We start from the raw sequence: 21,536 nt of genomic DNA, 5'->3' as shown, positions 1-21,536 counted from the left end.
ACATGCGTCAGGGCTCCTTTCAGGCCTCAGGCCGCTACGAGGTAGGAGAAGACGGATTCCAGCGACTCGTCGGAGGGCGAGACCGTCAGGAGGCGGATGCCGTGGTCGCGGGCGACCCGCGGGAGGAGTTCGGTGAACCGGCCGAAGTCGACCGCCTGGACGCGCAGGGCGCCTTCGGCGAGGTCCACCTCGATGCCGGCCGTCGAGGGGTCGGCGATCAGCGCGCCGGCCAGCGCCCGGTCGTTGTCGGAGCGGACCAGATAGCGGTGCGGGCGGTCCGTCATCAGCCGGCGGATCTTGCGGAAGTCTCCGGACGCGGCGTGCCGCCCGGCCACCACCACCTCGATGTGCGAGGCGAGCTGCTCGACCTCTTCGAGGATGTGCGAGGAGAACAGGACCGTACGGCCCTCGTCGCCCATCTGCCGCAGCAGCTCCATCAGCTGCATCCGCTGGCGGGGGTCCATGCCGTTGAACGGCTCGTCGAGCAGCAGCACGGACGGGTCGTGGACCAGCGCGGAGGCCATCTTCACGCGCTGGCGCATGCCCTTGCTGTACGTCGAGATCTTGCGGTCCTGGGCGTGCTCCATCTCGACGGTGGCCAGCGCCCTGGCGGCCTCCGCCCGGCCGAGGCCGTGCAACTCCGCGTTGGCGAGGACGAATTCGCGCCCCGTGAGGAAGTCGTACATCGCCTCGCGCTCCGGGACCACGCCGATGTGGCGGTAGTTGCCGGCCTGGCGCCAGATGGTCGTCCCGTCGAGGGTGACCGAGCCGCTGGAGGGCGCGAGGAAGCCGCCCATCATGTTGATGAGGGTGGACTTGCCGGCGCCGTTGGGGCCGAGCAGGCCGGTCACGCCGGGGCCGATGGTCATGGTGATGTCGTTGACGGCGACGACGTTGCCGAACCAGCGCGAGACGTGGTCGATGGTGAGAGTGCTCATGGGAGCAGCCCATTCCTTAGGAGGGTGGTGGTCGTCGGGCCGGAGAGGCGGGCGGCCGGGAGCCTGCGGCAGGGGGCGGTCACAGTCCGGCCTTCCGGTAGCGGCGCATCAGCAGGGCGTAGCAGCCGGCGATGACGGCCAGCGTGACGAAGAGGTAGACGAATCCGGCCCCGGTCGACGGCTCCAGGCCGTTGGGGAAGGAGCTGGTGCCGCCGAGGAAGGTCGACTGCACCCCGTCGATCAGCGTGATCGGGGAGAACAGCCCCAGCCACCCGACGGCGGCCTCGTTGCCCTGGACGAAAGCGATCCCCTGGACGGCGCTCACGGCAGCGTAGGGAATCGTGAGCACGGCGATCACGGCGGCGACACCGAAGCCCCGGCGCGGCGTGACCGCGGAGACGACCAGGCCTATCCCGGCGAACAGCAGCGACAGCAGCACCACGGAGACCAGTCCCTGAGCCAGCCCCTTGGTCTGGTCGCCGAAGTCCAGCTTCGCCAGCAGCGCACCGATGTAGAGGACCAGCAGCGGGGCGGCGGTGAGGATGAACAGCGCGCCGGCCATCGCCGCGAACTTCGAGACCACGTAGTCGACCCGCTCGATGGGGCGGGAGAAGTACAGCGGGATGGACTTGAAGCGCAGGTCCCGTGAGACCGACTGCGGGGCCTGGGCGGCCAGATAGAGGCCGATGACGGCCTGGAGGTAGACGGCGTAGCGGGAGTAGTCGACGGGGAGGCTGGAGGCCTTGGTGAACACCGCTACCGCGACCATGATCGCGGCGGGCAGGCACATCACCGCGAAGAGCAGCATCGGCAGCACCTTGCTCTTGGCCGAACGGCCCAGACCGTAGGCGCCGCGCAGGCTCTGCGAGAAGAGCGACCGGCGGGCGTAGGCGCGGCCCAGGCGGGGGCCGTCGTAGTGGCGGTAGCCGATGTTGTGGATGTAGGCGCCGCCCGGCGCGGCGGATACCGGCGCCGCGGACGCGGGCGTCGTGGGCTCAGGCGACATCGTGGGCGCCTCCGTCCTGGGTGGCATACGGGGCGCTCGGGGCGCCTGCGGTGGCGGGGGTGGCGGCCGCCTCGTCCGCCTCGCGGAAGACCTCGGCGATCCGGTGCCGGCGCTGTTCCATCCGGATCAGGCCGAGGCCGAGTCCGGCGACGGTGTCCCGCACCAGGTCGTAGGTCTCCTCCCCGGCCGCCTCGACATACAGGAGGTGCCCGGCGGAGGCGAGGCTCTCCGCACCGGCGGCGCCGGTGGTCACCGTGGCTCCGGCGGCGGTCAGGGCCGCGCGCAGCGCCCGAGTGCCGTCCGGGTGCGCTTCGGTGTCCGTGACCTCGACCGCCAGCGAAGCGGTGACCTGGGTGAACTCGTCGGTCGACGAGGAGCGCAGCAGCTTCCCGCCGTCGATGACGACGACGTGGTCGCAGGTCCGCTCCAGCTCACCGAGGAGGTGGGAGGTCACCAGGACGGAGATCCCGAAGTCGGTGTGCACGCGCCGGATCAGGCCGAGCATCTCGTCCCGCCCGGCCGGGTCGAGGCCGTTGGTGGGCTCGTCGAGGAACACCAGCTGCGGGTCGTGGACCAGCGCCTGGGCCAGCTTCACCCGCTGCTTCATGCCCGTGGAGTAGCCGCCGATGGGGCGGTAGCGCTCCTCGTAGAGGCCGACGTGGCGCAGGGTGTCCGCGGTGCGCTCGCGGGCGGCGGCCGGCGGCAGACCGGACATCCGGGCCATGTGCACGACGAATTCGGTGGCCGAGACGTCCGGCGGCAGGCAGTCGTGCTCGGGCATGTAGCCGACCCGCTCACGGATGGTGCCGCCGTCCTTGGTCACGTCCAGACCGAGGACGTGGGCCGTCCCTTCGGTGGCCGGGGCCAGCCCCAGGAGGATCTTGATCAGGGTGGACTTGCCGGCACCGTTGGCACCCACCAGGCCCGTTACGCCGGGGGCGATGTCAAGGGAGAGCCGGTCCAAGGCGGTCACCCGCGGGAACCGCTTGCTCAGGCTTTCGGTCACGATCACAGTCACGTCCTCGACGGTAGTGGCGTCGGCCACAGCGGTCGTCAGACCAGACGATGGGATGTTCCTCCCCCTGCGGTATTACGTGCCCGTAGGGGTCTCCTTCTCCGAGTCGCCATGGTCTCGGGGTTGCGGTGCGCATCCGGACGGCCCTCTTGACGCAGCCTCCGGTCATTGTCACATTCATCAATGTCAAGTTACGGGCACGTACCGCGATGCACCGCTCACGGACGGACGGTTGGCGATGGCTCCAGTCACCTCAGCGACCTCATCACGCGCCGGAGAACTCACCGCCGGGCTACGGGGATTCAGAGAGGTCCAGCGGCTCGCCTACGCCTGCGCGGAGGCGGTGGCCGCGCAGCTCAAGCCCGGGGTCACCGAGCGGGCGGCGGCGCGGATGCAGCGCGAGTGGCTGCGCGAGCGCGGGGTGCGGGACTGGTTCCATCTGCCGTTCGCCTGGTTCGGCGACCGCACCGCCTTCGCCAACTTCCGGATTCCGCTGCAGTTCTTCCCCACCCATCGCGAGCTGGAGCCGGGGATGCCCTTCATCCTCGACATGGCACCGGTCCACCGGGGCTTCACGGCCGACATCGGCTACTCCGGGTGTCTCGGCCTCAACCCCGTGCACGACCGGCTGCTCGCCGACCTCGAAGCGCACCGGGAGCTGATCCTGCGCGAGGTCCGCGAGCGGCGCCCGCTGCGGGAGATCTATGAGGACGTCGACCGGCTGATGGCGCGGCAGGGCTACGCCAACCGCCACCGCGCCTACCCCTTCGGCGTCATCGCGCACAAGGTCGACCGGGTCGGGCAGCGCCGCTGGTCCCCGACCCTCTTCGGGTTCGGCACCCAGGCCCTCAAGGGCCTGGCCTCCGACGCACTGCACGGCCACCGCGAGGGCTGGTCCCCGCTGTGGAGCCCCTACACCTTCTCCGACCACCCGCCGCAGCCCGGGCTGTGGGCGGTCGAACCCCACCTCGGGTTCCGGGGTACGGGTGCGAAGTTCGAGGAGCTCCTGGTCGTCACGGACTCCAAGGACCCGCAGGAGAGCGCCTTTTGGCTGGACGACGATCTGCCGCATGTGCGGCGCTGGCAGGAGGAGAAGGCAGCGTGAACACGGGACGTGATCAAGGTCCGGAAGAGGGACAGGAGCCGGGGCAGGAGCCAGGGCATGGGCAGGGGCAGGGGCAGGCGCCTTCACCTGTGCGCGGGCCCGTGCGGGGGAAGGCGCGTGGCCGGCGGGCGGATCGGCGGCGGCAGGCCGATCGGCGGCGACCGGACCGGGTGCCGCGGGCCGGGGCCGGGAGCGGTGCGGGGCTCGACGGGGCGCGGGAGCGCTGGGTGCGGACCGGTGGCATCGAGCTGTGCGTCGCCGAGCTGGGGGATCCGGCACGGCCCACGGTGATGCTGGTGCACGGCTATCCGGACAGCAAAGAGGTGTGGTCCGAGGTCGCCCGCGGTCTGTCCGACCGGTTCCATGTGGTGCTCTACGACGTCCGCGGGTGCGGCCGGTCCACCGCTCCGCGACCGCTGCGCGGCGGCTTCACCCTGGAGAAGCTGACGGACGACTTCCTGGCCGTCGCCGACGCCGTCAGCCCCGGCCGCCCGGTCCATGTGGTCGGCCACGACTGGGGCTCGGTACAGGCCTGGGAGTTCGCCACCGTGCGCCGTACGGAGGGCCGGATCGCCTCCTTCACCTCCCTGTCGGGCCCGTCCCTGGACCACTTCGGCCACTGGATCAAGAAGCGCATGGCCCGCCCCACCCCCCGGCGCGCGGCCCAGCTCCTCAATCAGAGCGCCAAGTCCTGGTACGTCTACTTGCTGCACACGCCCGTCCTGCCCGAGCTGGCGTGGAAGGGCCCGCTCGGCACCCGCTGGCCACAGATCCTGCAGCGGGTGGAGAAGGTACCGGACGGCGATTACCCGACGGCCTCGCTGCCGACCGACGCCGCCCACGGCGCCTGGCTCTACCGCGACAACGTCCTCCCCCGGCTCCGCCGTCCGCGCACCGACGCCTACGCGCACTGCCCCGTCCAGCTCATCACCCCGACCGGGGACGCCTTCCTCTCCCCACGGCTGTACGACGACCTGGAGCAGTGGGCGCCGCAGCTGGTGCGCCGCACCCTGCCGGCCAAGCACTGGGTACCCCGTACCCGTCCCGATCAACTCGTCTCCTGGATCGGCGAGTTCGTCACCGCCAAGGAAGAGGGGGATCCGGCGAAGCGGGTCGTGGCGTCGGGCCTGCACGCCGACCGGTTCGGCGGCCAGCTGGTGCTGGTGACCGGTGCGGCCGGCGGCATCGGCCGGGCGACGGCGTTCGCCTTCGCCGAGGCCGGCGCGCGGATCATCGCCGTCGACCGGGATGCCGAGGGCGCGGCGCGCACCGCCGAGATGTCCCGGCTGATCGGTGCGCCGGCGGCCTGGGCGGAGGTCGTCGACGTCTCGGACGAGATGGCGATGGAGAAGCTCGCCGACAAGGCCGACGCCGAGTACGGCACCGTCGACGTCCTGGTGAACAACGCCGGCATCGGCCTGTCCGGCCCCTTCCTGCGGACCAGCGCCGAGGACTGGAAGAAGGTGCTGGACGTCAACCTGTGGGGCGTCATCCATGGCTGCCGGATCTTCGGCACGCGGATGGCACACCGCGGACAGGGCGGCCATATCGTCAACATCGCCTCGGCCGCCGCCTTCCAGCCGTCGAGGGTGCTGCCCGCCTACAGCACGTCCAAGGCGGCGGTCCTGATGCTCAGCGAGTGCCTGCGTGCCGAACTGGCGGGCCAGGGCATCGGCGTCTCGGCCATCTGCCCCGGGCTCGTCAACACCGGCATCACCACCACGGCCCGCTTCACCGGTGTCTCGGCCGACGAGGAGAAGCGCCGCCAGGCCAAGGCCGCGCGGATGTACGGGCTGCGCAACTACCCGCCGGAGAAGGTCGCCGACGCCATCCTGCGCGCGGTGGTCCGCAATCAGGCGGTGGTACCGGTCACCCCCGAAGCCCGCGGCGCCCGCCTGATGTCCCGCTTCACCCCACGCGCACTGCGCGCCCTCGCCCGCTTCGAGCCTCGGCTGTAACCGGGAGGTGGGCTGGGGGTCGGGCCGGGAGGTTGGGACGGGGGGTCAGGACGGGAGGTGCGGCACGTGAGGCCCGCTGGCAGCGGCCGGGGCTCGGGCGCTCGGGGCTCGGGCGCTCGGGGCTCGGGGCTCGGGGCTCGGGGCTCGGGGCTCGGGGCTCGGGGCTCGGGGCTCGGGCGGCAGCTGTAGCCGACGCTCCGGGCGGGCCTTCTTCCAGGGCTCGGCCGGGCGGGCGTCCGGCCGAATCCACCGTCGTACGGCCTGCCCAGCGGGCACGGGGGAGGGAGGCGCCTCCGCCGCGGGACTGGCCGGCTCCCCGCCGCCCTGAACGGAGAACTTGCACACGTCAGGATCCGCCCATGAGCACCTCGCCCTTCCCCTCGCGCCCCCATCCGCCCCGGCTCCCCCGGCCGGGGAGCACCGCCCGATCTCGCCGCGCCGGGTCTCGTCCGACGGGCATGAGACGCCGCTGCTCCGGCCGGCAGCATCGGCCGGCGCCCGTCGGTGCCGCCGCGCCGTCCACACCGGGCTGCTGCGCAGTCGGTGTGAGCCGGGAGCGGCGATTCCCGGTATCTGCGGCGGTCGTACCATCCCTCGCAGGAAGGGTCGCCGCGCACGGCCGTCGCCTGTCCGACGTCCTCCCCGGCCGCACGGGCCGCGGCGTGCGCGATGGGCCGCGCGGCCCTCTCGTAGCGCACGGCCCGTCGTAAGGAGCACCCCAGTGAACCAGCAGCCGCCGACGGCCGAATACCGCATCGAGGACCTGGCGCACCTCAGCGGCGCCACGGTCCGCACGATCCGCGCCTATCAGGACCGCGGGCTGCTGCCCCGCCCGGAACGCCGCGGCCGGGCCAATGTCTACGGGGGCACCCATCTGGCCCGGCTGCGCCAGATCGCCGGTCTGCTCGACCGCGGCTACACCCTCGCCAGCATCAAGGAACTCCTCGAGGCCTGGGACGCGGGCCTCGACCTCGGCGGGGTCCTGGGGCTGGTCGCCGAGATCGACGGGCCGTGGACCGACGAGGAGGCGTCCCGCATCAGCCGCCCGGACCTGGACGCCGCCTTCGGGGGCACCTCCGACGAGGAAGCGATCGCCGAAGCCGTCGAACTGGGCGTCCTGGAGCGGATCCCCGGCGAGGACGACGAGTTCCTCGTGCCCAGCCCGCAGGAACTCGCCGTCGCCGTCGAACTGCACTCCGCCGGCGTCCCGCTCCTGGCGATCTCCGATCATCTGCGGGAAGTCCGGGGCCAGGTCGAGCACATCGCCGCCCGCTTTCTGGACTTCACCACCGAGCATGTCTTCCAGCCCTTCCTGGACCACCCGCCCACCGAGGCCGAAGCTGCGGAAGCCGCCGCCCTCGTGCGCCGGCTGCGCCCCCTGGCCCAGCAGACCATCGACGCCGAACTCGCCCGCGCCATGCGCACCCTGGCCACCCGGTACCTCCGCCACCACCTCAGCGAGGCACTGCCCCCGGTAGAAGCACAGTCGGCACAGGAACCGCCGACTGTGGCAGCGGGCTCCGTCGAGGCGCGGTCCCCGGGGCGGTCGGCAGGGGACAACGCCGAGTGGGAACGGGCCGGGTCGGCCGGGGCCGGAACACCGGCCGAGGCGGAGGCCGGGAGCGTGCCCGGGCCTCGTCCGGCCCCCGGGTCGTTGCCGGTCGTACCGTCGCCCGGCCCCGGTCCGGGCGCGGACCCCCGTGCCACACCCGGCCCCGGTGCGGTGCCGGAAACGGTGGCGCTCCCCGCCGAAGCCGTGCAGGCCGTGCGGGCCCTGGTGGGCGCGGAGAACACGGCAGCCTTCATTGCCGCCGCCGCTCGGCGTGAGGTGCAGGCCCGCACCATGGACGCCCTGGCCTCGGGTGGAAGCGGGACGGCGTCATCGGGCTGAAGCGGGACGGCGCCGCGGGCCTCACGACCGGGGCCGCCCCGGACCATCAAGGCGGCAACGAGTCCTGGTCCGGCTGCGGCCCCACAGGTTGCCGCGGCCGCTCCCGCTCCCACGACGGCCGCACCGGCTGACCGCGGCCGAGACCGGTCCGGCGCCGAAACGGCTCCGGCGCCGCGTGTGAGCCCCGCGCCGATGCGCCGAAACCGCTCCGGCGCCGCGGCCACCCGAACGCCCCCAGTTCCGCCCGCGAGCACGGCAACAGCTTCTGCCGCACCCAACGGCACGGAGACCGTGCCCTGCGCGGCACGGGCGCCGGCCATGCGCGGCCCGCGCCCCGCGGCCGCTCACGTCACAGAGGGCCTGCCGGCCCGAAGCCCGCCCGCAACAGGTACGCACCGCTTGCCACCCCGTCGGCAGCCCACCCGCCTCCCCGCACCACTCTTGAGTTGTCAAAGAACAAGCGGTCCGCGGCCCCACCGCGCCCTTCGGAACCTCAACCAGTTGGATCCGGCAGCCAGTTGCCGTGGAAGCCGTACGGCACTCGCTGCGGGAGATGGACCGTGGCGACGGGGTCGGCGGATATGTCCTCCGTGTCGAGTACGACGAGATCGCTGGTGTCCTTGGAGGCGTCGTAGACGTAGGTGATCAGCCAGCCCGGGCCTCCCGGCCGGTCGTCCGCCGGGGCGAAGACGGCCTCGCCCGGGGTGCGGCCCGGGCCGAAGTCGTGCTGGACGACCGCACCCGTCTGCAGGTCATACCGGACCAGGGCGCCGGGTATCGGGCCGGTGCCCGGCAGCTCGCCGGTGGTGACATGACCGAAGCGGGCCGGCAGTCCGGCGAGCCGGTCGTCCACCCTGGGGAACTCGCAGAGCCGGTCGTCGAGCTGTTCCTCGGTGACCGTGCCCGTCGTGAGGTCGAGGGTCCAGCGCCAGAGGTGGGCCGGGGTCATATCGCCGAAGTCGGCGTAGCGGGCGACATGGAGAACGATCCGCTGGTCGCCCTCGTCGTGGGCGTTCAGCGCGTGGAAGACGTAGCAGGGGTCGATGGGCAGCCAGCGGACCTCGCCGTAGGGGTCGTCACGCCGCAGCACCCCGAGCCGGGCGCCGTACTCCGGGTTCCAGCGGTACGGCATGCCGGGGTGGCTGCGGTCGAAGACGACCGGGAGGTCCATGAAGACGACATGGCCGGCGGTCAGGTGGAAGTCGTGCATCATCGTGTGCCCCGGAACGTCGATGGGGCGAGAGATCACCAACTCCCCCGAGGCGTCGGCACGGTGGTAGGTGAGGTAGGGCGGGGTGGGGCCGCCGTACCCGAAGAAGTGCAGCTCGCCGGTGGTGGGGCACGTCTTGGGGTGAGCGGTCATGGCGGTGGTGAGCCGGCCCCCGAAGTCATGGACGCCGAGGGTCTCCAGCTCATGGCCGGGGCGGCAGTCGATCTCGTAGGGGAACGACGACTCGACCAGGGCGAGGGTGCGTCCGGCGTGGCGGACGACATGGGTGTTGGCCACGCCTGCCGCCAGATCGCGGCGGCCCTGCGCGTCCACCGCCCGCGCGCCCTCGGTGAAGGCGGAGGTGCGGACCCAGCGGTTGCGGTAGGAGACGGCCCGGCCGCCCTCCAGGCGCAGGCCGTGGACCATGCCGTCACCGAAGAACCAGTGCGGAGTGGCGGCGTCCCGCGGGTTGGGTCCGTTGCGCAGGAACCAGCCGGTGAGTTCGGGCGGGATCGTGCCCGTGACCGGGAGGTCGTAGGCGGTCAGCTCTTCCTTCACCGGGGCGAAGTTGCCGGCCATATGGGGCGCGGGGGTCTGCGATGCGGTGGCGGTGGTCGGGGATGAGGTGGTCATGAGGCCAGGCCTCCCTGAATGTCGTTCCGCGCGCCGGAGTTCTTCATGAAGCGGGCACGGGCCCGCTCCGGGTAGGCGGCGGTGAAGCGGATGGGAAGGACGAATCCGGCGATCTGGATGACGATCGAGTAGATGACGTTGGGGTGGTAGGCGGAGAGGGCGGTCTGGGCGAGCGCGGTGAGAGTGAAGGAGAGCGCCCACGCCGCCGTGAGCACGACGTTGATGCGGCGGAACAGCGGGGTGTGCCAGACCTCCGGCGGGGCCATCCGTCGCGCGATCGCCATCGTGAAGGGCCGCCGCGCGGCGATCGACGCCCAGGCGATGAGTGCCAGCCAGCCCGTCGACAGGGCGCTGCCGTACATCCGGAGACCGCTGTCGGGGCGGGCGAAGGCCAGCACGCCGAGAGCGGCGAAGAACAGGATCGTGCCGTACTCGAGCAGTCGGTGGCCGAGCGAAAGACCCGCGGCACGGTCGGCGACGAGCAGCGCCGCCGCTGTCACCAGGCCCGCCAGCGCGCCCCACTGCCAACCGGCGGAGGACACCGCCGCGAAGACCAGCCACGGAATGAAGCTCCGCAGGTAGTTCATGATTCCCCCTCTTCATGCACGACCGCGCGCCTCGGCACCGGGATCAGCCGCCGCAACGCCGCACATTCCAACTTCGACATGTCGAACATAGAACCTCCATCTTTGACATGTCAACAGTGGAAGGTAAAGTGCGGACCATGAGCCTGAAACATGCCGTGCTGGGTCTGCTGGCCGAATCCCCGGCGAGCGGCTACGACCTGATGAAGCTGTTCAACGCCTCGCTCTCGAATGTCTGGCCGGCCACCCAGAGCCAGGTGTACGGCGAGCTCACCAAGCTCACGACCGCCGGACTCGTCGAGGTCGCCGCACAGGGCCCCCGCGGCCGCAAGGAATACGCGATCACCGAGGACGGCCTGACGGAACTGCGCCACTGGCTCACCGCGGTCGAACCCAGCGGTCCCCAGCGTCATGACGGCCTGCTGCGCGTCTTCTTCCTCGGCATCGTCACGCCCCTCGAGGCGCAGACGTTCCTCCTGCATCAGGCCGAGCGCGCCGCACAGACCCGCACCGCGCTCGAGCACGTCGAGGAGACAGCCGAGTGGGACGAGGACATGATTTCGGTCTACGGGCGGATCGCGCTGGAGTACGGCCTGCGGATCTCGGCGACCCAGGAGGAATGGGCCCGTTGGGCGGCCGAGGAGGTGACCGGCGCAAAGGCGAGGAAGGCGAGCGAACTCGCCAGGGCGCAGCACACGGAAGAACGGCAGCACGAAGGGGAGTGACGGGCCGGGCGACGGCCCGAGGCGGCGGCCCCGCGGGCCCGCGGGGCACGAGCCGTGAAGCGCCGTCCGCCCCGCCCCACGGCCTGCCACCCAGCGCCCTGCCCCCGGCAAGAGCCCGCAGCCTCCCCGGGCCAGCAATTCAGGTGCCGTCGTACACCGTGCGCGGCACTCTGGAGACATGGACAACCAGCGCTCCGTGCGCATCTCGAAGTATCTGGCGAAACATCTGCGCCATGAACCGGAGCGGATCGGCCTCACCCTCGACGCCCGGGGATGGGTTTCCGTCGACGAGCTCATGGCGGCGGCCGCACGGCACGGATTCCGCTTCTCCCGCGCGGAGTTGGACGCGGTGGTCGCCGGCAACGACAAGCAGCGCTACGCCATCGAGGGCGACCGGATCCGTGCCCAGCAGGGCCACTCGGTCCGTGTCGACCTCGATCTGCCGCCGGCCGTACCCCCTGCCCATCTCTTCCACGGCACGGTGGCCCGCAGTGTGGCCGCCATCCGGGAGGAGGGGCTGCGGCCGATGGCGCGGCATGCCGTCCATCTCTCGCCGGACCGCGAGACCGCGACCCGGGTGGGCGCGCGGCGCGGGAAGCCCGTCGTCCTGACCGTCGACGCCGGGGCGATGCACCGCGCCGGCCATGTCTTCCGCGTCAGCGGGAACGGCGTCTGGCTCACCAGCCGGGTACCGGCGCGATTCCTCCGCTTCCCGGGCTGAGCCCCTCGCCCCGTGGGACCGGCACAGTCCACGGTGCCCAGAGGGGACAGGCCGGACCGCCGCCCCGTAGGTCCCAGGGCCCGGCCCCGAAGCCGCTGCCTCAGAGCCCCGGCGCTCCCCACACCGGGAACCACCGCGCCAGATCCTGCTCGATCGTCAGGTCGTCCCCGAGCATCGCCCGTACCTCCAGTTCGAGCGGGTTGTCGCGCTTCTCGGTGCCGCCCTCCTTCGGGGAGAAGGGGTAGAACGTGCCGCGCTTGTAGAGGTAGACCAGCGCCAGCGAGCGCTGACGCTCATCGCGGAAGCCGACCAGCGAACAGAGCAGCTGCGGGCCGAATCCCGCCTCCTCCAACGAGGAGTTGACCGCGTGCAGGTCGTTGACCAGGCCCGCCACGTCCTGTGGCGCATGCCGTGCGAGCAGCCAGGTATAGCCGTACGCGTCCTGTGTGAACTCCACCGAACCGTCCAGCAGGGACCGGGCCTCCTCCTGGATGCGCGCGAACGTCCCGCCCTCGACACTCGCGAAACACACCGACCCCAGGCCGGTGGGTTCGAATCCGGCGGCGGCCTGGAGGGTGACGGCCGCGGACGGCAGCGCGAAGAGCCGGTCGAGATCGGGGCGTACCGGCTTGCTGCGGCCGAGGATGGCGTCGAGAAATCCCATGCGCGACTTACTCCTTGCTCGATTCGTCCGGCCCCGTGGGGGCGGTCGGCACGTCCGCACCCGGCGCCATGACCGCCCTGGCCGCCCCCTCCGTCACGCCCGGCCCAGCTGCGCCGAAATCCTGGCCAGTTGGTCCAGCCGCTGTTCCAGCGTCGGGTGCGAGGACAGCAGCCGGCTGAAGCTCTCCTTGTTGAACGCCGGGGCGAAGTAGAAGGCGTTGAACGGCTGGGCCTTGCGCAGGTCTTCGGTCGGGATCCGCGCGATCTGGCCGGTGACCTTGGTCAGTGCGGCGGCCAGCGCGGAGGGGCGGCCGGTCAGCAGCGCGGCGGCCCGGTCGGCGGACAGCTCGCGGTAACGGGACAGCAGCCGGGTCAGGAGGAAGCTGATCGCATAGACGACCACGCTCACGGCGGTCACGATGAGCACGGCGATGGCCGCGTTCTGGTCCCGGTTGTTGCGGCCGATGCCGCTCCACAGGGCGGCCCGGGTGATGATCCCGGCCAGTACGCCGAGGAAGGACGCGATGGTCATCACCGCGACATCGCGGTGCGCGACATGCGAGAGCTCGTGGGCCAGCACCCCCTCCAGCTCCTCCGGCTCCAGCCGCCTGAGCAGCCCCGTGGTGGCACACACCAGGGAGTTCTTCTGGCCGCGTCCGGTGGCGAAGGCGTTCGGCACGTCCGACTCGGCGATCGCGACCCGCGGCTTGGGCATGTCGGCCAGCGCGCACAGCCGGTCGACGGCGCCGTGCAGCTCGGGTGCCTGCTCCGGCGTGACCTCGCGGGCGCCCATGCTGAACGCCGCGATCCGGTCGCTGAACCAGAACTGCGCGACGAACAGGGCACCCGAGATCAGCAGCACCACCACCCACGCGCCCTTGAGCAGCACCACCAGCACGCCGACGACCACGACGTACAGCAGCCCGATGAAGAACATCGTGGTGACCATGCGTGTGGTCAGCCCGCGGTCCGGGGCGAATCGGGTCTGTGCCATGGCTCCTCCGCAAGCGCCGCAGTTCGCGCAGTGCGCCCACCGCTCGCACGCCGTCCTCGCACGACGCCGCGCGGCCGCACACTGCGCCGCTGTCCCGATTCTCCCTCTTGAGGGCTATATGTGGGGTAAAGCCCAGGCCAGAGAACTGTCGGGCGCGTCGGGCGGCGGCGCACCCGCCACGCCAGCGGGTCCGAGAGCCACGCCGGCGCGGCCGTGACGACGCCTGAGGAGCGGAGACGACCGGCGGCCCGTATCGGACCGCCGGACCGTGTGCCGCCTACCGGGCGGCGAGCTGCGCCGCCCCCTCCGTGGCGATCCGCTCGAAGACCGCGACGTCGGCCTCGAAGACCGAATCGGCGATCGGCCAGTGGAGGACCAGCTCGTCGATGCCCAGCTCGGCATGGCGTCCGGCGAAGTCGACGAAAGCGTCCACGGAGTCCAGCGGGCGGTCCGGGGTGAAGCCGGTCAGCATGATCTTCTGCAGGTCGGCGAGCTCCCGGCCCTGATCGGCGCAGGCCTTCCCCAGCCGCTCGATCTGCCCGCGGACGGCCTCCCGCGACTCGTCCGACGTCCCGCCCCCGTTGGAGACCTTGGGGTCACCGGTCGTCACCCAGGCCTGGCCGTACTGGGCGGCCAGCCGCAGCCCGCGCGGCCCGGTGGCCGCCACCGCGAACGGCAGCCGCGGGCGCTGCACACAGCCGGGGATGTTGCGCACCTCGTGCGCGGAGTAGTGGTCACCGGCGTAGGAGACGACATCCTGGGACAGCAGCCGGTCCAGCAGCCCGACGAACTCGGCGAAGCGGTCGGCGCGTTCCCGCGGCGCCCAGGGCTCCTGGCCCAGCGCGGTGGCGTCGAAGCCGTTGCCGCCGGCGCCGATGCCGAGGGTGATCCGGCCCTCGCTGATGTCGTCGAGCGAGATCAGCTCCTTGGCGAGGGTGACCGGGTGCCGGAAGTTCGGCGAGGTCACGAGGGTGCCCAGCCGCAGGCGGGAGGTCGCGGCCGCGGCCGCGGTCAGCGTCGGGAGAGCGCCGAACCAGGCCTGGTCGCGAAAGCTCCGCCACGAAAGGTGGTCATAGGTGTACGCGGCGTGGAACCCCAGTTCCTCGGCGCGCTGCCATGCCTCCCGTCCGCCTTCGGACCAACGGTGGACGGGGAGTATCACGGTGCTCAGTCGCATACCCCCGAGCGTACGGGCGTCCGGCCGGCACCCACGATCCGCGCGGTGCCGCCGGCGGCTCCGCAGCCGCGCGTCCGTACGCCACCGGCCCCGCCCCACTGGCTCAGACGCGCAACCCACCGCACGCCTGTGCACGGCGGTACGGGAAGATGGCCCCGTGACTGATGCCCCCGCCACGCCACCACGGGCGCCCGATACGGCCGTTGCGCCCCGGCTGATCGCCACCGACCTCGACGGCACGCTGCTGCACGACGACAAGACGGTCTCCGACCGGACGATCGCCGCGCTGGCCGCCGCGGAGCGGGCCGGCATCGAGGTGTTCTTCGTCACCGGACGCCCGGCCCGCTGGATGGGCGTGGTCAGCGACCATGTGCACGGTCACGGCCTGGCCATCTGCGCGAACGGCGCCGCGGTCGTCGATCTGCACCGCGGCGGCCGGATCGTCGAGGTCAGCCCGCTGGAGCGCACCGTCGCGCTCGCGGTCGTGGACACGCTGCGCAGCGCCGCGCCCGGCACCTCGTTCGCGGTCGAGCGCACCGGCGGCATCCACTACGAGCCGCAGTACCCGCCCCTCCTCCTGGACCCGGCCGCGGTCGTCGCGCCGGCCGAGAAGCTGCTCGCCGAGGACTTCGTCACGACGCTGTGTCCGCACACGCCCGGGCGCCGGGACGGCACCCCGGAGCCGGACGGCACGCCCCGCGGCACCCACAGCTCCACCGGTCCCGTGGACCCCACCGGCCCCGAGGGCCCCGCCTTCCCCGACCAGCCCGTGATCAAGCTGCTGGCGCACCACCCCGAGATGGACCCCGACGCGTTCCTCACGCTGGCCCGTAGGACCGCGGGCGACCTCGCGTCCTTCACCCGGTCCAGCCCCACCGCCCTCCTGGAGATCAGCGGCCCCGGCGTCAGCAAGGCCGGCACCCTCGCGCGCTGCTGTGCGGAGCGCGGCATCTCCCCGGAGGAGGTCGTCGCGTTCGGCGACATGCCGAACGACATAGAGATGCTGACCTGGGCGGGCACCTCGTACGCCATGGCCAACGCGCACCCGGACGTGCTGGCCGCCACAACGGGCCGTACCGCGTCCAACAACGACGACGGCGTCGCGGCCGTCATCGAGCGGATCCTGCACGACGACACCGCACGGGACGACCGGTAGCAGGAGGAGACGGCGGTGGGGGACGGCCTGAGGGCGCACCCCCCGCACCGGCCGTCTCCCCTCACAGCGGCGCCTCCCACCGCACCGTCGTCCCCGTGCCGTTCTCCCCCAGCCCCGGGCCGAACGAGCTGGAGCCGCCCAGTGACTCCGCGCGCTGGGCGAGGTTCTTGAGGCCGCTGCGGCGACCGCCGTCCGCGATGCCGACGCCGTCGTCGGCGACGGTCAGCCGGACGCCGTCGGCGCCGTCCGGGAGCCGGATCGTGGCGTCGACGACGACCTCGATCCGGGACGCCTGGGCGTGCCGGAAGGCGTTCGACAGCGCCTCGCGCAGCGCGGCGATCAGATTCTTGCCGGTCAGCTCGCCGACCCGGGAGTCGACCGGGCCGATGAAGCCGGCCGACGGCTGGAAGCCCAGCGGCACGGCGGCGGTGCCGATCTCCCGCAGCACCCGGGTCCGCAGCCCGGACGGTGCCTCGGCCGGGCCCTGCTGGAGGGCGAAGATCGCGGTGCGGATCTCCTGGATGGTGACGTCCAGCTCGTCGACGGCCTTGCCGACGCCCTGGGCCACCTCCGGCACGATCGTCCTGCGCTGGGCGCTCTCCAGGATCATGCCCGTCGCGAAGAGCCGCTGAATGACGAGATCGTGCAGGTCACGGGCGATCCGGTCGCGGTCCTCGTAGACGGCGAGCCGCTCGCGGTCGCGCTGTGCGTCCGCCAGGACCAGCGCCAGTGCGGCCTGGGCGGCGAACTGGATGGCGAGCGTCCGCTCGGCGTCGGTGAACGGGCGGGCGCCCCTGGACCGCGGGACCGCAAGGGTGCCCAGCACCCGTCCGCCGCTCTTGAGCGGCAGCATCATGCTGGGGCCGAAGCGGGCCGCGATATCCGTGATCATCCGCGGATCGCTGGCCGAGTCGTGTACGAACACCGGCTCCCCGGCGAGGAGTTGCTCGACCACCGGGCTGTGGGGCGGAATCTGCGTTCCCATGATCCCGGTGGGGTCGTCCGCGGACACCGCGACGATCTCCAGGCCGCCCTCCTCGTCGGGCAGCAGCACGATGCCGGCCGCCGAGTCCGCCAGTTTGCGGGCCTGCTCGGCGACCACCGCGAGCGCATCGTCGACATCGCTGCCGGCGAGGAGTTCGGTGGTCACCGCCACGGAGCCGTCGATCCACCGCTCCCGCTGGCGGGTCGCCGCATGCACCCTGGCGTTGCCGATCGCGATACCGGCCTCCGTGGCCAGCACCCGCACCATGTGCAGGTCCTCCTCGCTGAACTCTCCGCCGTCGCGCTTCTCCGTCAGATAGAGGTTGCCGAAGATCTCGCCCTGGACGCGGATCGGCACCCCGAGGAACGTCCGCATCGGCGGGTGCCCGGCCGGGAAGCCGGCCGAGCGGGGGTCCTGGGTGAGGTCGCGGAGGCGCAGCGGCTTGGGATCGTGGACGAGCGCGCCGAGCAGGCCCTTGTGGCCGTCGGGCAGCGCACCGATCCGTTGGTGCTGCTCCCGGTTCACGCCGTACGTCACGAAGTCCGACAGCCCCTCGCGGGCGTCGTCGATGATCCCGATCGCGGCATAGCGGGCGTCGGCGAGCTCGGCGGCGGTCTCCACGATCCGGTCCAGGGTGACGTGCAGATCGAGCCCCGCGCCGACCGTGCGCATCGCCTCCAGCAGCTGCGGCACCCGGGCGGTCAGCTCGGACGACAGGCCCTGCAGACTCCGGGTCGCCTCGGTCGCGGCGTCCATGGGGTCGGGGATCGCAGCGTCGCTCCCGGGGTCCCCGGGGTCCGAGGGCGGGGGTTCTGCCGTGACTGCCATGCAATGAGCCTAATAAGGGCTGTTTTCTTGGGAAAGTCCAGTTATGCGGGAAGGTCGCGCGCGGGGCAGCACCGGGGGCGGGTACGTGACCGTGCGGCCGTCCCGCGCCGCCGATGCCGCGACCCCGCACGCGATCGGCCGCGCGCCCTACGCCACGGGCTGCGGGCCGCTCTGGATCACCGGCTGTACGTCGTCCCGGGCCACCGGCCGCGCTTCCCCGTACGCCGAGTCCACCGCCCGCTCGCGCTCCAGCATCCGCCGGAACGGGCCGTCGGCCGCCGCCAGCTCCCCGTACGTCCCGCGCTGCGCGACCCGGCCCTCGTCCAGGACCAGCACCTCGTCGACCGCGTCGAGGCCGGTGAGCCGGTGGGTGATCAGTACCGTCGTGCGGCCCTCGGTCGCGGCCAGCAGGTCGGCGGTCAGCGCGTCGGCGGTGGCCAGGTCGAGGTGCTCGGCGGGCTCGTCCAGCACGAGCACCGGGAAGTCGGCGAGCAGGGCGCGCGCCAGGGCCAGCCGCTGCCGCTGGCCCCCGGACAGCCGGGCGCCGTGCTCGCCGACCATGGTGTCCAGGCCGTCGGGCAGCCCCCGCACCCAGTCCGCGAGCCGCGCGCGGCGGAGCGCGTCCCACAGGTCCTGGTCGGCGTCGTCCGGGGTGCTGCGCCGGTCCCGGCGGGCGAGTTTGAGGTTCTCCCGCAGCGAGCTGTCGAAGAGGTGCGCGTCCTGCGCACACAGCCCCACCAGCCGCCGGACCGCGTCACCGTCCACCGTCCGGGCGTCCGTTCCCGCCAGCAGGTACGTCCCCGACTCCTGGTCCAGGAAGCGCAGCAGCACCTGCGCCAGCGTGGTCTTGCCGGAGCCGGACGGCCCGACGACGGCGAGCCGGCGGCCGGCCGTCAAGGTGAAGCCGACGCCGTCCAGCGCCGGGCGGTCCGCCTCCGGGTGGCGTGCGGTCAGGTCCCGTACGGCCAGCGGGAACGGCGTCTCGGGAGCGTCGGCCGGTGCGGCCGGCTCCTGCACCGGGACCGGGGCGTCCAGCACCTCGAAGACCCGCTCGGCCGCGTGCCGGGTGCGCCGACGGTACTGCACGGCGAGCGGCAGCCCGGCCACCGCCTCGAAGGCGGCGAGCGGGGTGAGCACGACCACGGCCAGTGCCACGCCCTCCAACCGGCCCGCCGCCACCGCCTGGACGCCGGCCATCGCCGCCGCGGCGACGGTCAGCCCGCACAGCAGCGCCGACAGCCCGGCGCCGGTCCCGGCAACGGTGGCCGAACGGGAGGCGATCCGGGTCAGCTCCCGGTCGGCGTGCCGCACCGCTTCCGTACGGGCGGGAAGGGCGCCGGCCACCGTCAACTCGGCGGTGCCGGTGAGGACATCGACGACCCGGGTCGCGAGCCGACCGCGGGCGGGCGCCAGTTGACGCTCCGCCCGCCGGGCCAGCGCTCCTGAGAGCATCGGGACTCCCACGCCCGCGAGCAGCAGCCCTACGGCGAGGATCGCCCCGGCCTCCGGCAGCAGCCATCCGGTGAAGCCCACCGTGCCCGCGCCGACCAGCACCGCCGCTCCCACGGGCAGCAGCCAGCGCAGGAAGTAGTCCTGCCCCGCGTCGACATCGGCCACCAGCCGCGACAGCAGATCGCCGCGGCTGCGCTCCTTGAGCCCGGCCGGCGCCAGCCGCTCCAGCCGCCGGAAGACGGCGACGCGCACCTCGGCGAGCATCCGGAACACCGCGTCATGGGCGACCAGCCGCTCGGCGTACCGGAACACCGCACGGCCGATACCGAACGCCCTGGTCGCGGTCACCGCCACCATCAGATACAGCACCGGCGGCTGCTGCGCCGCCCGCGAGATCAGCCATCCCGAGGTCGCCATCAGCCCGACCGCGCTGCCCAGCGCGAGGCTCCCCAGCAGCAGCGCCACCGCGAACTGCGCCCGGTGCGCACGGGCCGTCCGCCGCAGCCGGGTGAGCGCCGAACCCCGGGCGCCGGCGGGAAGGACGCCGGGCCCGCTGTCCTCCTCCGGGGCCGGGCCCCCGGCTGCCGCCTCGGAATCCACGTCGCGAGCGGCCGGTTCGGCGGACGTCTCCGCAGCCACCACCTGCCCCGCAGACGCGGTCCCCGCCGTACCGGCACGCGCCCCGGCGTCCAGCGCGTCCGCTGCGCCCATCGCATCCGCCACGTCCGCAGGGCCCATCGGATCCGGCAGCCGCACCACCCGGTCCGCCACCGCCAGCAGCGCCGGCCGGTGGACGACGAGCAGGACCGTACGGCCGACCGCGAGCCGCCGGACCGCGGCCACGATCGCCTCCTCGCTCGCGCCGTCCAGGTTCGCGGTGGGCTCGTCCAGGAGCAGGATCGGCCGGTCGGCGAGGAAGGCGCGGGCGAGCGCGAGACGCTGGCGCTGGCCGGCCGAGAGCCCGGCACCCGACTCACCGAGCCGGGTCGCCGTGCCGTCCGGCAGCGCGTCGACGAAGTCCAGCGCGCCCGCGTCGCCCAGCGCCGCGCGCACCGCGGCGTCGTCCGCGTCCGGCCGCGCCAGCCGTACGTTCTCGGCGATGGTGCCGGCGAACAGATGCGGGTGCTGCGGCACCCAGGCGATCCGCTGCCGCCAGCTGTCGGGGGAGAGCGACGCGATGTCCCGGCCGTCGACGAGGGCCCGGCCCGCGTACGGTTCGGTGAAGCCCAGCAGCACGCTCAGCAGGGTGGACTTGCCGGCGCCGGAGGGGCCGACCAGTGCGACGGTCTCGCCGGACCGGACCTCGAACGAGGTCGCGGGGAGCGAGTCGGCGCTCCGCCCGGGGTGGCGGACCACCAGGTCCTCCACGGCCAGCGCGGTGCCCTCGGGCGCGGCCGCGGTGCCGGGCGTGCGCAACGGCGTCTCCAGCACCGCGAAGACCTCCTCCGCGGCCGCGAGCCCCTCGGCCGCCGCGTGGTACTGCGCGCCGACCTGCCGCAGCGGCAGATAGGCCTCGGGCGCCAGCACCAGCACCATCAGGCCGGTGGAGAGGTCGAGTTCGCCGTGCACCAGCCGCATGCCGATACCGACCGCGACCAGCGCCACGGAGATCGTGGCGAGGAGTTCGAGTGCGAAGGAGGAGAGGAAGGCGATCCGCAGGGTGCGCAGCGTCGCCCGGCGGTAGGCGCCGGTGATGGCACGGATGGCGGCGGCCTGGGCCTTGGCCCGGCCGAAGACCTTGAGGGTCGGCAGGCCCTCGACGACATCGAGGAAGTGGCCCGACAGCCGGGCGAGCAGCCGCCACTGGCGGTCCATCCGCGCCTGGGTGGCCCAGCCGATCAGGACCATGAACAGCGGGATCAGCGGGAGGGTGAGGACGATGGTGAGCGCCGAGATCCAGTCGCCCGTGACGATCCGGGCCAGCACCGCGAGGGGGACGACGACGGCCAGCCCCAACTGCGGCAGATAGCGGGCGAAGTAGTCGTCCAGGGCATCGATGCCACGGGTGGCGAGGGTGGTGAGTTCGCCGGTGCGCATCTCCAGGGTGCCCGCACCGGCGGCTGGCCCCGCACCCTTGCGCACTCCCTCGCCGGAACCAGGGGGCTCGGCGGCCTGCGCTGCGGTGTCCGTGCGGCCGGTCACCGCACCGGGCCCCAGCCGAGCCGCCCGCTCGACCAGCCGCATCCGCAGCTCGGACTTGGCCGCCGCGCCGGCGCGGTGCGCGGCCAGCTCGGTGAGCCAGGAGACCAGGCCGCGCCCGACGGAGACCGCGGCGAGCAGTGCCAGCGGGGTGGCCAGGGCGCCGGCATCGAGGTGGTGCTGGAACGCCCCGACGACGATCTCGGCGATCAGCATCGCCTGGCCGATGACCAGGCCCGCTCCGGCCAGCCCGAGCACCACCACCGCGACCAGGAAGCCGCGGGTGGCACGGGCGTAGCGGAGCAGACGCGGGTCGACCGGTTTCACGTGAAACATCCATCCTGCCGAGGCCGCCG

Annotated in this window: 16 protein-coding genes; 6 read left to right on the top strand and 10 right to left on the bottom strand. The window is 72.8% G+C overall.

Annotated features, from left to right (window positions below; all coding sequences use genetic code 11):
* Positions 1–26 precede the first annotated feature (26 nt).
* The 3 genes from AB0411_RS09320 to AB0411_RS09310 form a co-directional block, all read right to left on the bottom strand.
* Positions 27–938, bottom strand: a complete 912-nt coding sequence (locus tag AB0411_RS09320; protein ID WP_366416647.1) for an ABC transporter ATP-binding protein — start codon at positions 936–938, stop codon at positions 27–29.
* A gap of 79 nt (positions 939–1,017) precedes the next feature.
* Complete coding sequence (locus AB0411_RS09315) at positions 1,018–1,944, bottom strand: ABC transporter permease (RefSeq protein WP_366416646.1); 927 nt, start codon at positions 1,942–1,944, stop codon at positions 1,018–1,020.
* Positions 1,934–2,989 carry an ABC transporter ATP-binding protein gene (locus AB0411_RS09310; protein ID WP_366416645.1) on the bottom strand — a complete coding sequence of 352 codons (1,056 nt, stop codon included), beginning with the start codon at positions 2,987–2,989 and terminating at the stop codon, positions 1,934–1,936. The genes AB0411_RS09315 and AB0411_RS09310 overlap by 11 nt, the downstream gene beginning before the upstream one ends.
* A gap of 208 nt (positions 2,990–3,197) precedes the next feature.
* Here AB0411_RS09310 and AB0411_RS09305 point away from each other — a divergent pair, with 208 nt between their 5' ends.
* The 3 genes from AB0411_RS09305 (at position 3,198) to AB0411_RS38090 (ending at position 7,913) form a co-directional block, all read left to right on the top strand.
* Positions 3,198–4,064 (top strand): M24 family metallopeptidase, encoded by an 867-nt coding sequence (locus AB0411_RS09305; RefSeq protein ID WP_366416644.1) that lies wholly within the window; start codon positions 3,198–3,200, stop codon positions 4,062–4,064.
* Between the two features lie 227 nt (positions 4,065–4,291).
* On the top strand, positions 4,292–6,022 hold the full coding sequence (locus tag AB0411_RS09300) for an SDR family oxidoreductase (protein ID WP_437041520.1): 1,731 nt from the start codon (positions 4,292–4,294) through the stop codon (positions 6,020–6,022).
* Positions 6,023–6,743: 721 nt separating this feature from the next.
* Positions 6,744–7,913, top strand: coding sequence for a MerR family transcriptional regulator (locus AB0411_RS38090; RefSeq protein ID WP_437041518.1), 1,170 nt, complete (start codon positions 6,744–6,746; stop codon positions 7,911–7,913).
* A 493-nt stretch (positions 7,914–8,406) separates the two neighbouring features.
* On the opposite strand, the gene AB0411_RS09285 is transcribed toward AB0411_RS38090, so the two are convergent.
* Entirely contained in the window at positions 8,407–9,756 is a 1,350-nt protein-coding gene (locus tag AB0411_RS09285; protein ID WP_366416642.1) for a carotenoid oxygenase family protein, read from the bottom strand.
* Positions 9,753–10,343, bottom strand: a complete 591-nt coding sequence (locus tag AB0411_RS09280) for a hypothetical protein (RefSeq protein ID WP_366416641.1) — start codon at positions 10,341–10,343, stop codon at positions 9,753–9,755. Before AB0411_RS09280 ends, AB0411_RS09285 begins: the two co-directional genes overlap by 4 nt.
* Before the next feature lie 137 nt (positions 10,344–10,480).
* Here AB0411_RS09280 and AB0411_RS09275 point away from each other — a divergent pair, with 137 nt between their 5' ends.
* Positions 10,481–11,065 carry a PadR family transcriptional regulator gene (locus AB0411_RS09275; RefSeq protein WP_366416640.1) on the top strand — a complete coding sequence of 195 codons (585 nt, stop codon included), beginning with the start codon at positions 10,481–10,483 and terminating at the stop codon, positions 11,063–11,065.
* 178 nt (positions 11,066–11,243) lie between these two features.
* Entirely contained in the window at positions 11,244–11,786 is a 543-nt protein-coding gene (locus tag AB0411_RS09270; RefSeq protein WP_366416639.1) for an RNA 2'-phosphotransferase, read from the top strand.
* A 100-nt stretch (positions 11,787–11,886) separates the two neighbouring features.
* Here AB0411_RS09270 and pspAB read toward each other — a convergent pair whose 3' ends face one another.
* The 3 genes from pspAB to AB0411_RS09255 form a co-directional block, all read right to left on the bottom strand.
* A complete protein-coding gene (gene pspAB, locus AB0411_RS09265; RefSeq protein WP_366416638.1) occupies positions 11,887–12,450 on the bottom strand; it encodes a PspA-associated protein PspAB in 564 nt (187 codons plus the stop codon).
* 93 nt (positions 12,451–12,543) lie between these two features.
* Entirely contained in the window at positions 12,544–13,443 is a 900-nt protein-coding gene (gene htpX, locus AB0411_RS09260) for a zinc metalloprotease HtpX (protein WP_366416637.1), read from the bottom strand.
* Between the two features lie 277 nt (positions 13,444–13,720).
* Complete coding sequence (locus tag AB0411_RS09255; protein ID WP_366416636.1) at positions 13,721–14,620, bottom strand: LLM class flavin-dependent oxidoreductase; 900 nt, start codon at positions 14,618–14,620, stop codon at positions 13,721–13,723.
* A gap of 157 nt (positions 14,621–14,777) precedes the next feature.
* On the opposite strand from AB0411_RS09255, the gene AB0411_RS09250 reads away from it, so the two are divergent.
* The gene (locus AB0411_RS09250) at positions 14,778–15,776 is read left to right on the top strand and encodes an HAD hydrolase family protein (protein WP_366416635.1); all 999 of its coding nucleotides are present in this window, start codon (positions 14,778–14,780) and stop codon (positions 15,774–15,776) included.
* Between the two features lie 61 nt (positions 15,777–15,837).
* Here AB0411_RS09250 and AB0411_RS09245 read toward each other — a convergent pair whose 3' ends face one another.
* Complete coding sequence (locus AB0411_RS09245; RefSeq protein WP_366416929.1) at positions 15,838–17,517, bottom strand: sensor histidine kinase; 1,680 nt, start codon at positions 17,515–17,517, stop codon at positions 15,838–15,840.
* Positions 17,518–17,736: 219 nt separating this feature from the next.
* Positions 17,737–21,516 carry a thiol reductant ABC exporter subunit CydD gene (gene cydD, locus AB0411_RS09240; RefSeq protein ID WP_366416634.1) on the bottom strand — a complete coding sequence of 1,260 codons (3,780 nt, stop codon included), beginning with the start codon at positions 21,514–21,516 and terminating at the stop codon, positions 17,737–17,739.
* Positions 21,517–21,536: the final 20 nt, after the last annotated feature.

Origin of the sequence: Streptomyces angustmyceticus (genome assembly GCF_040701845.1) — a bacterium.
Taxonomy (GTDB): domain Bacteria; phylum Actinomycetota; class Actinomycetes; order Streptomycetales; family Streptomycetaceae; genus Streptomyces; species Streptomyces angustmyceticus_A.
This window is presented reverse-complemented; position numbering and strand designations above follow the sequence as displayed.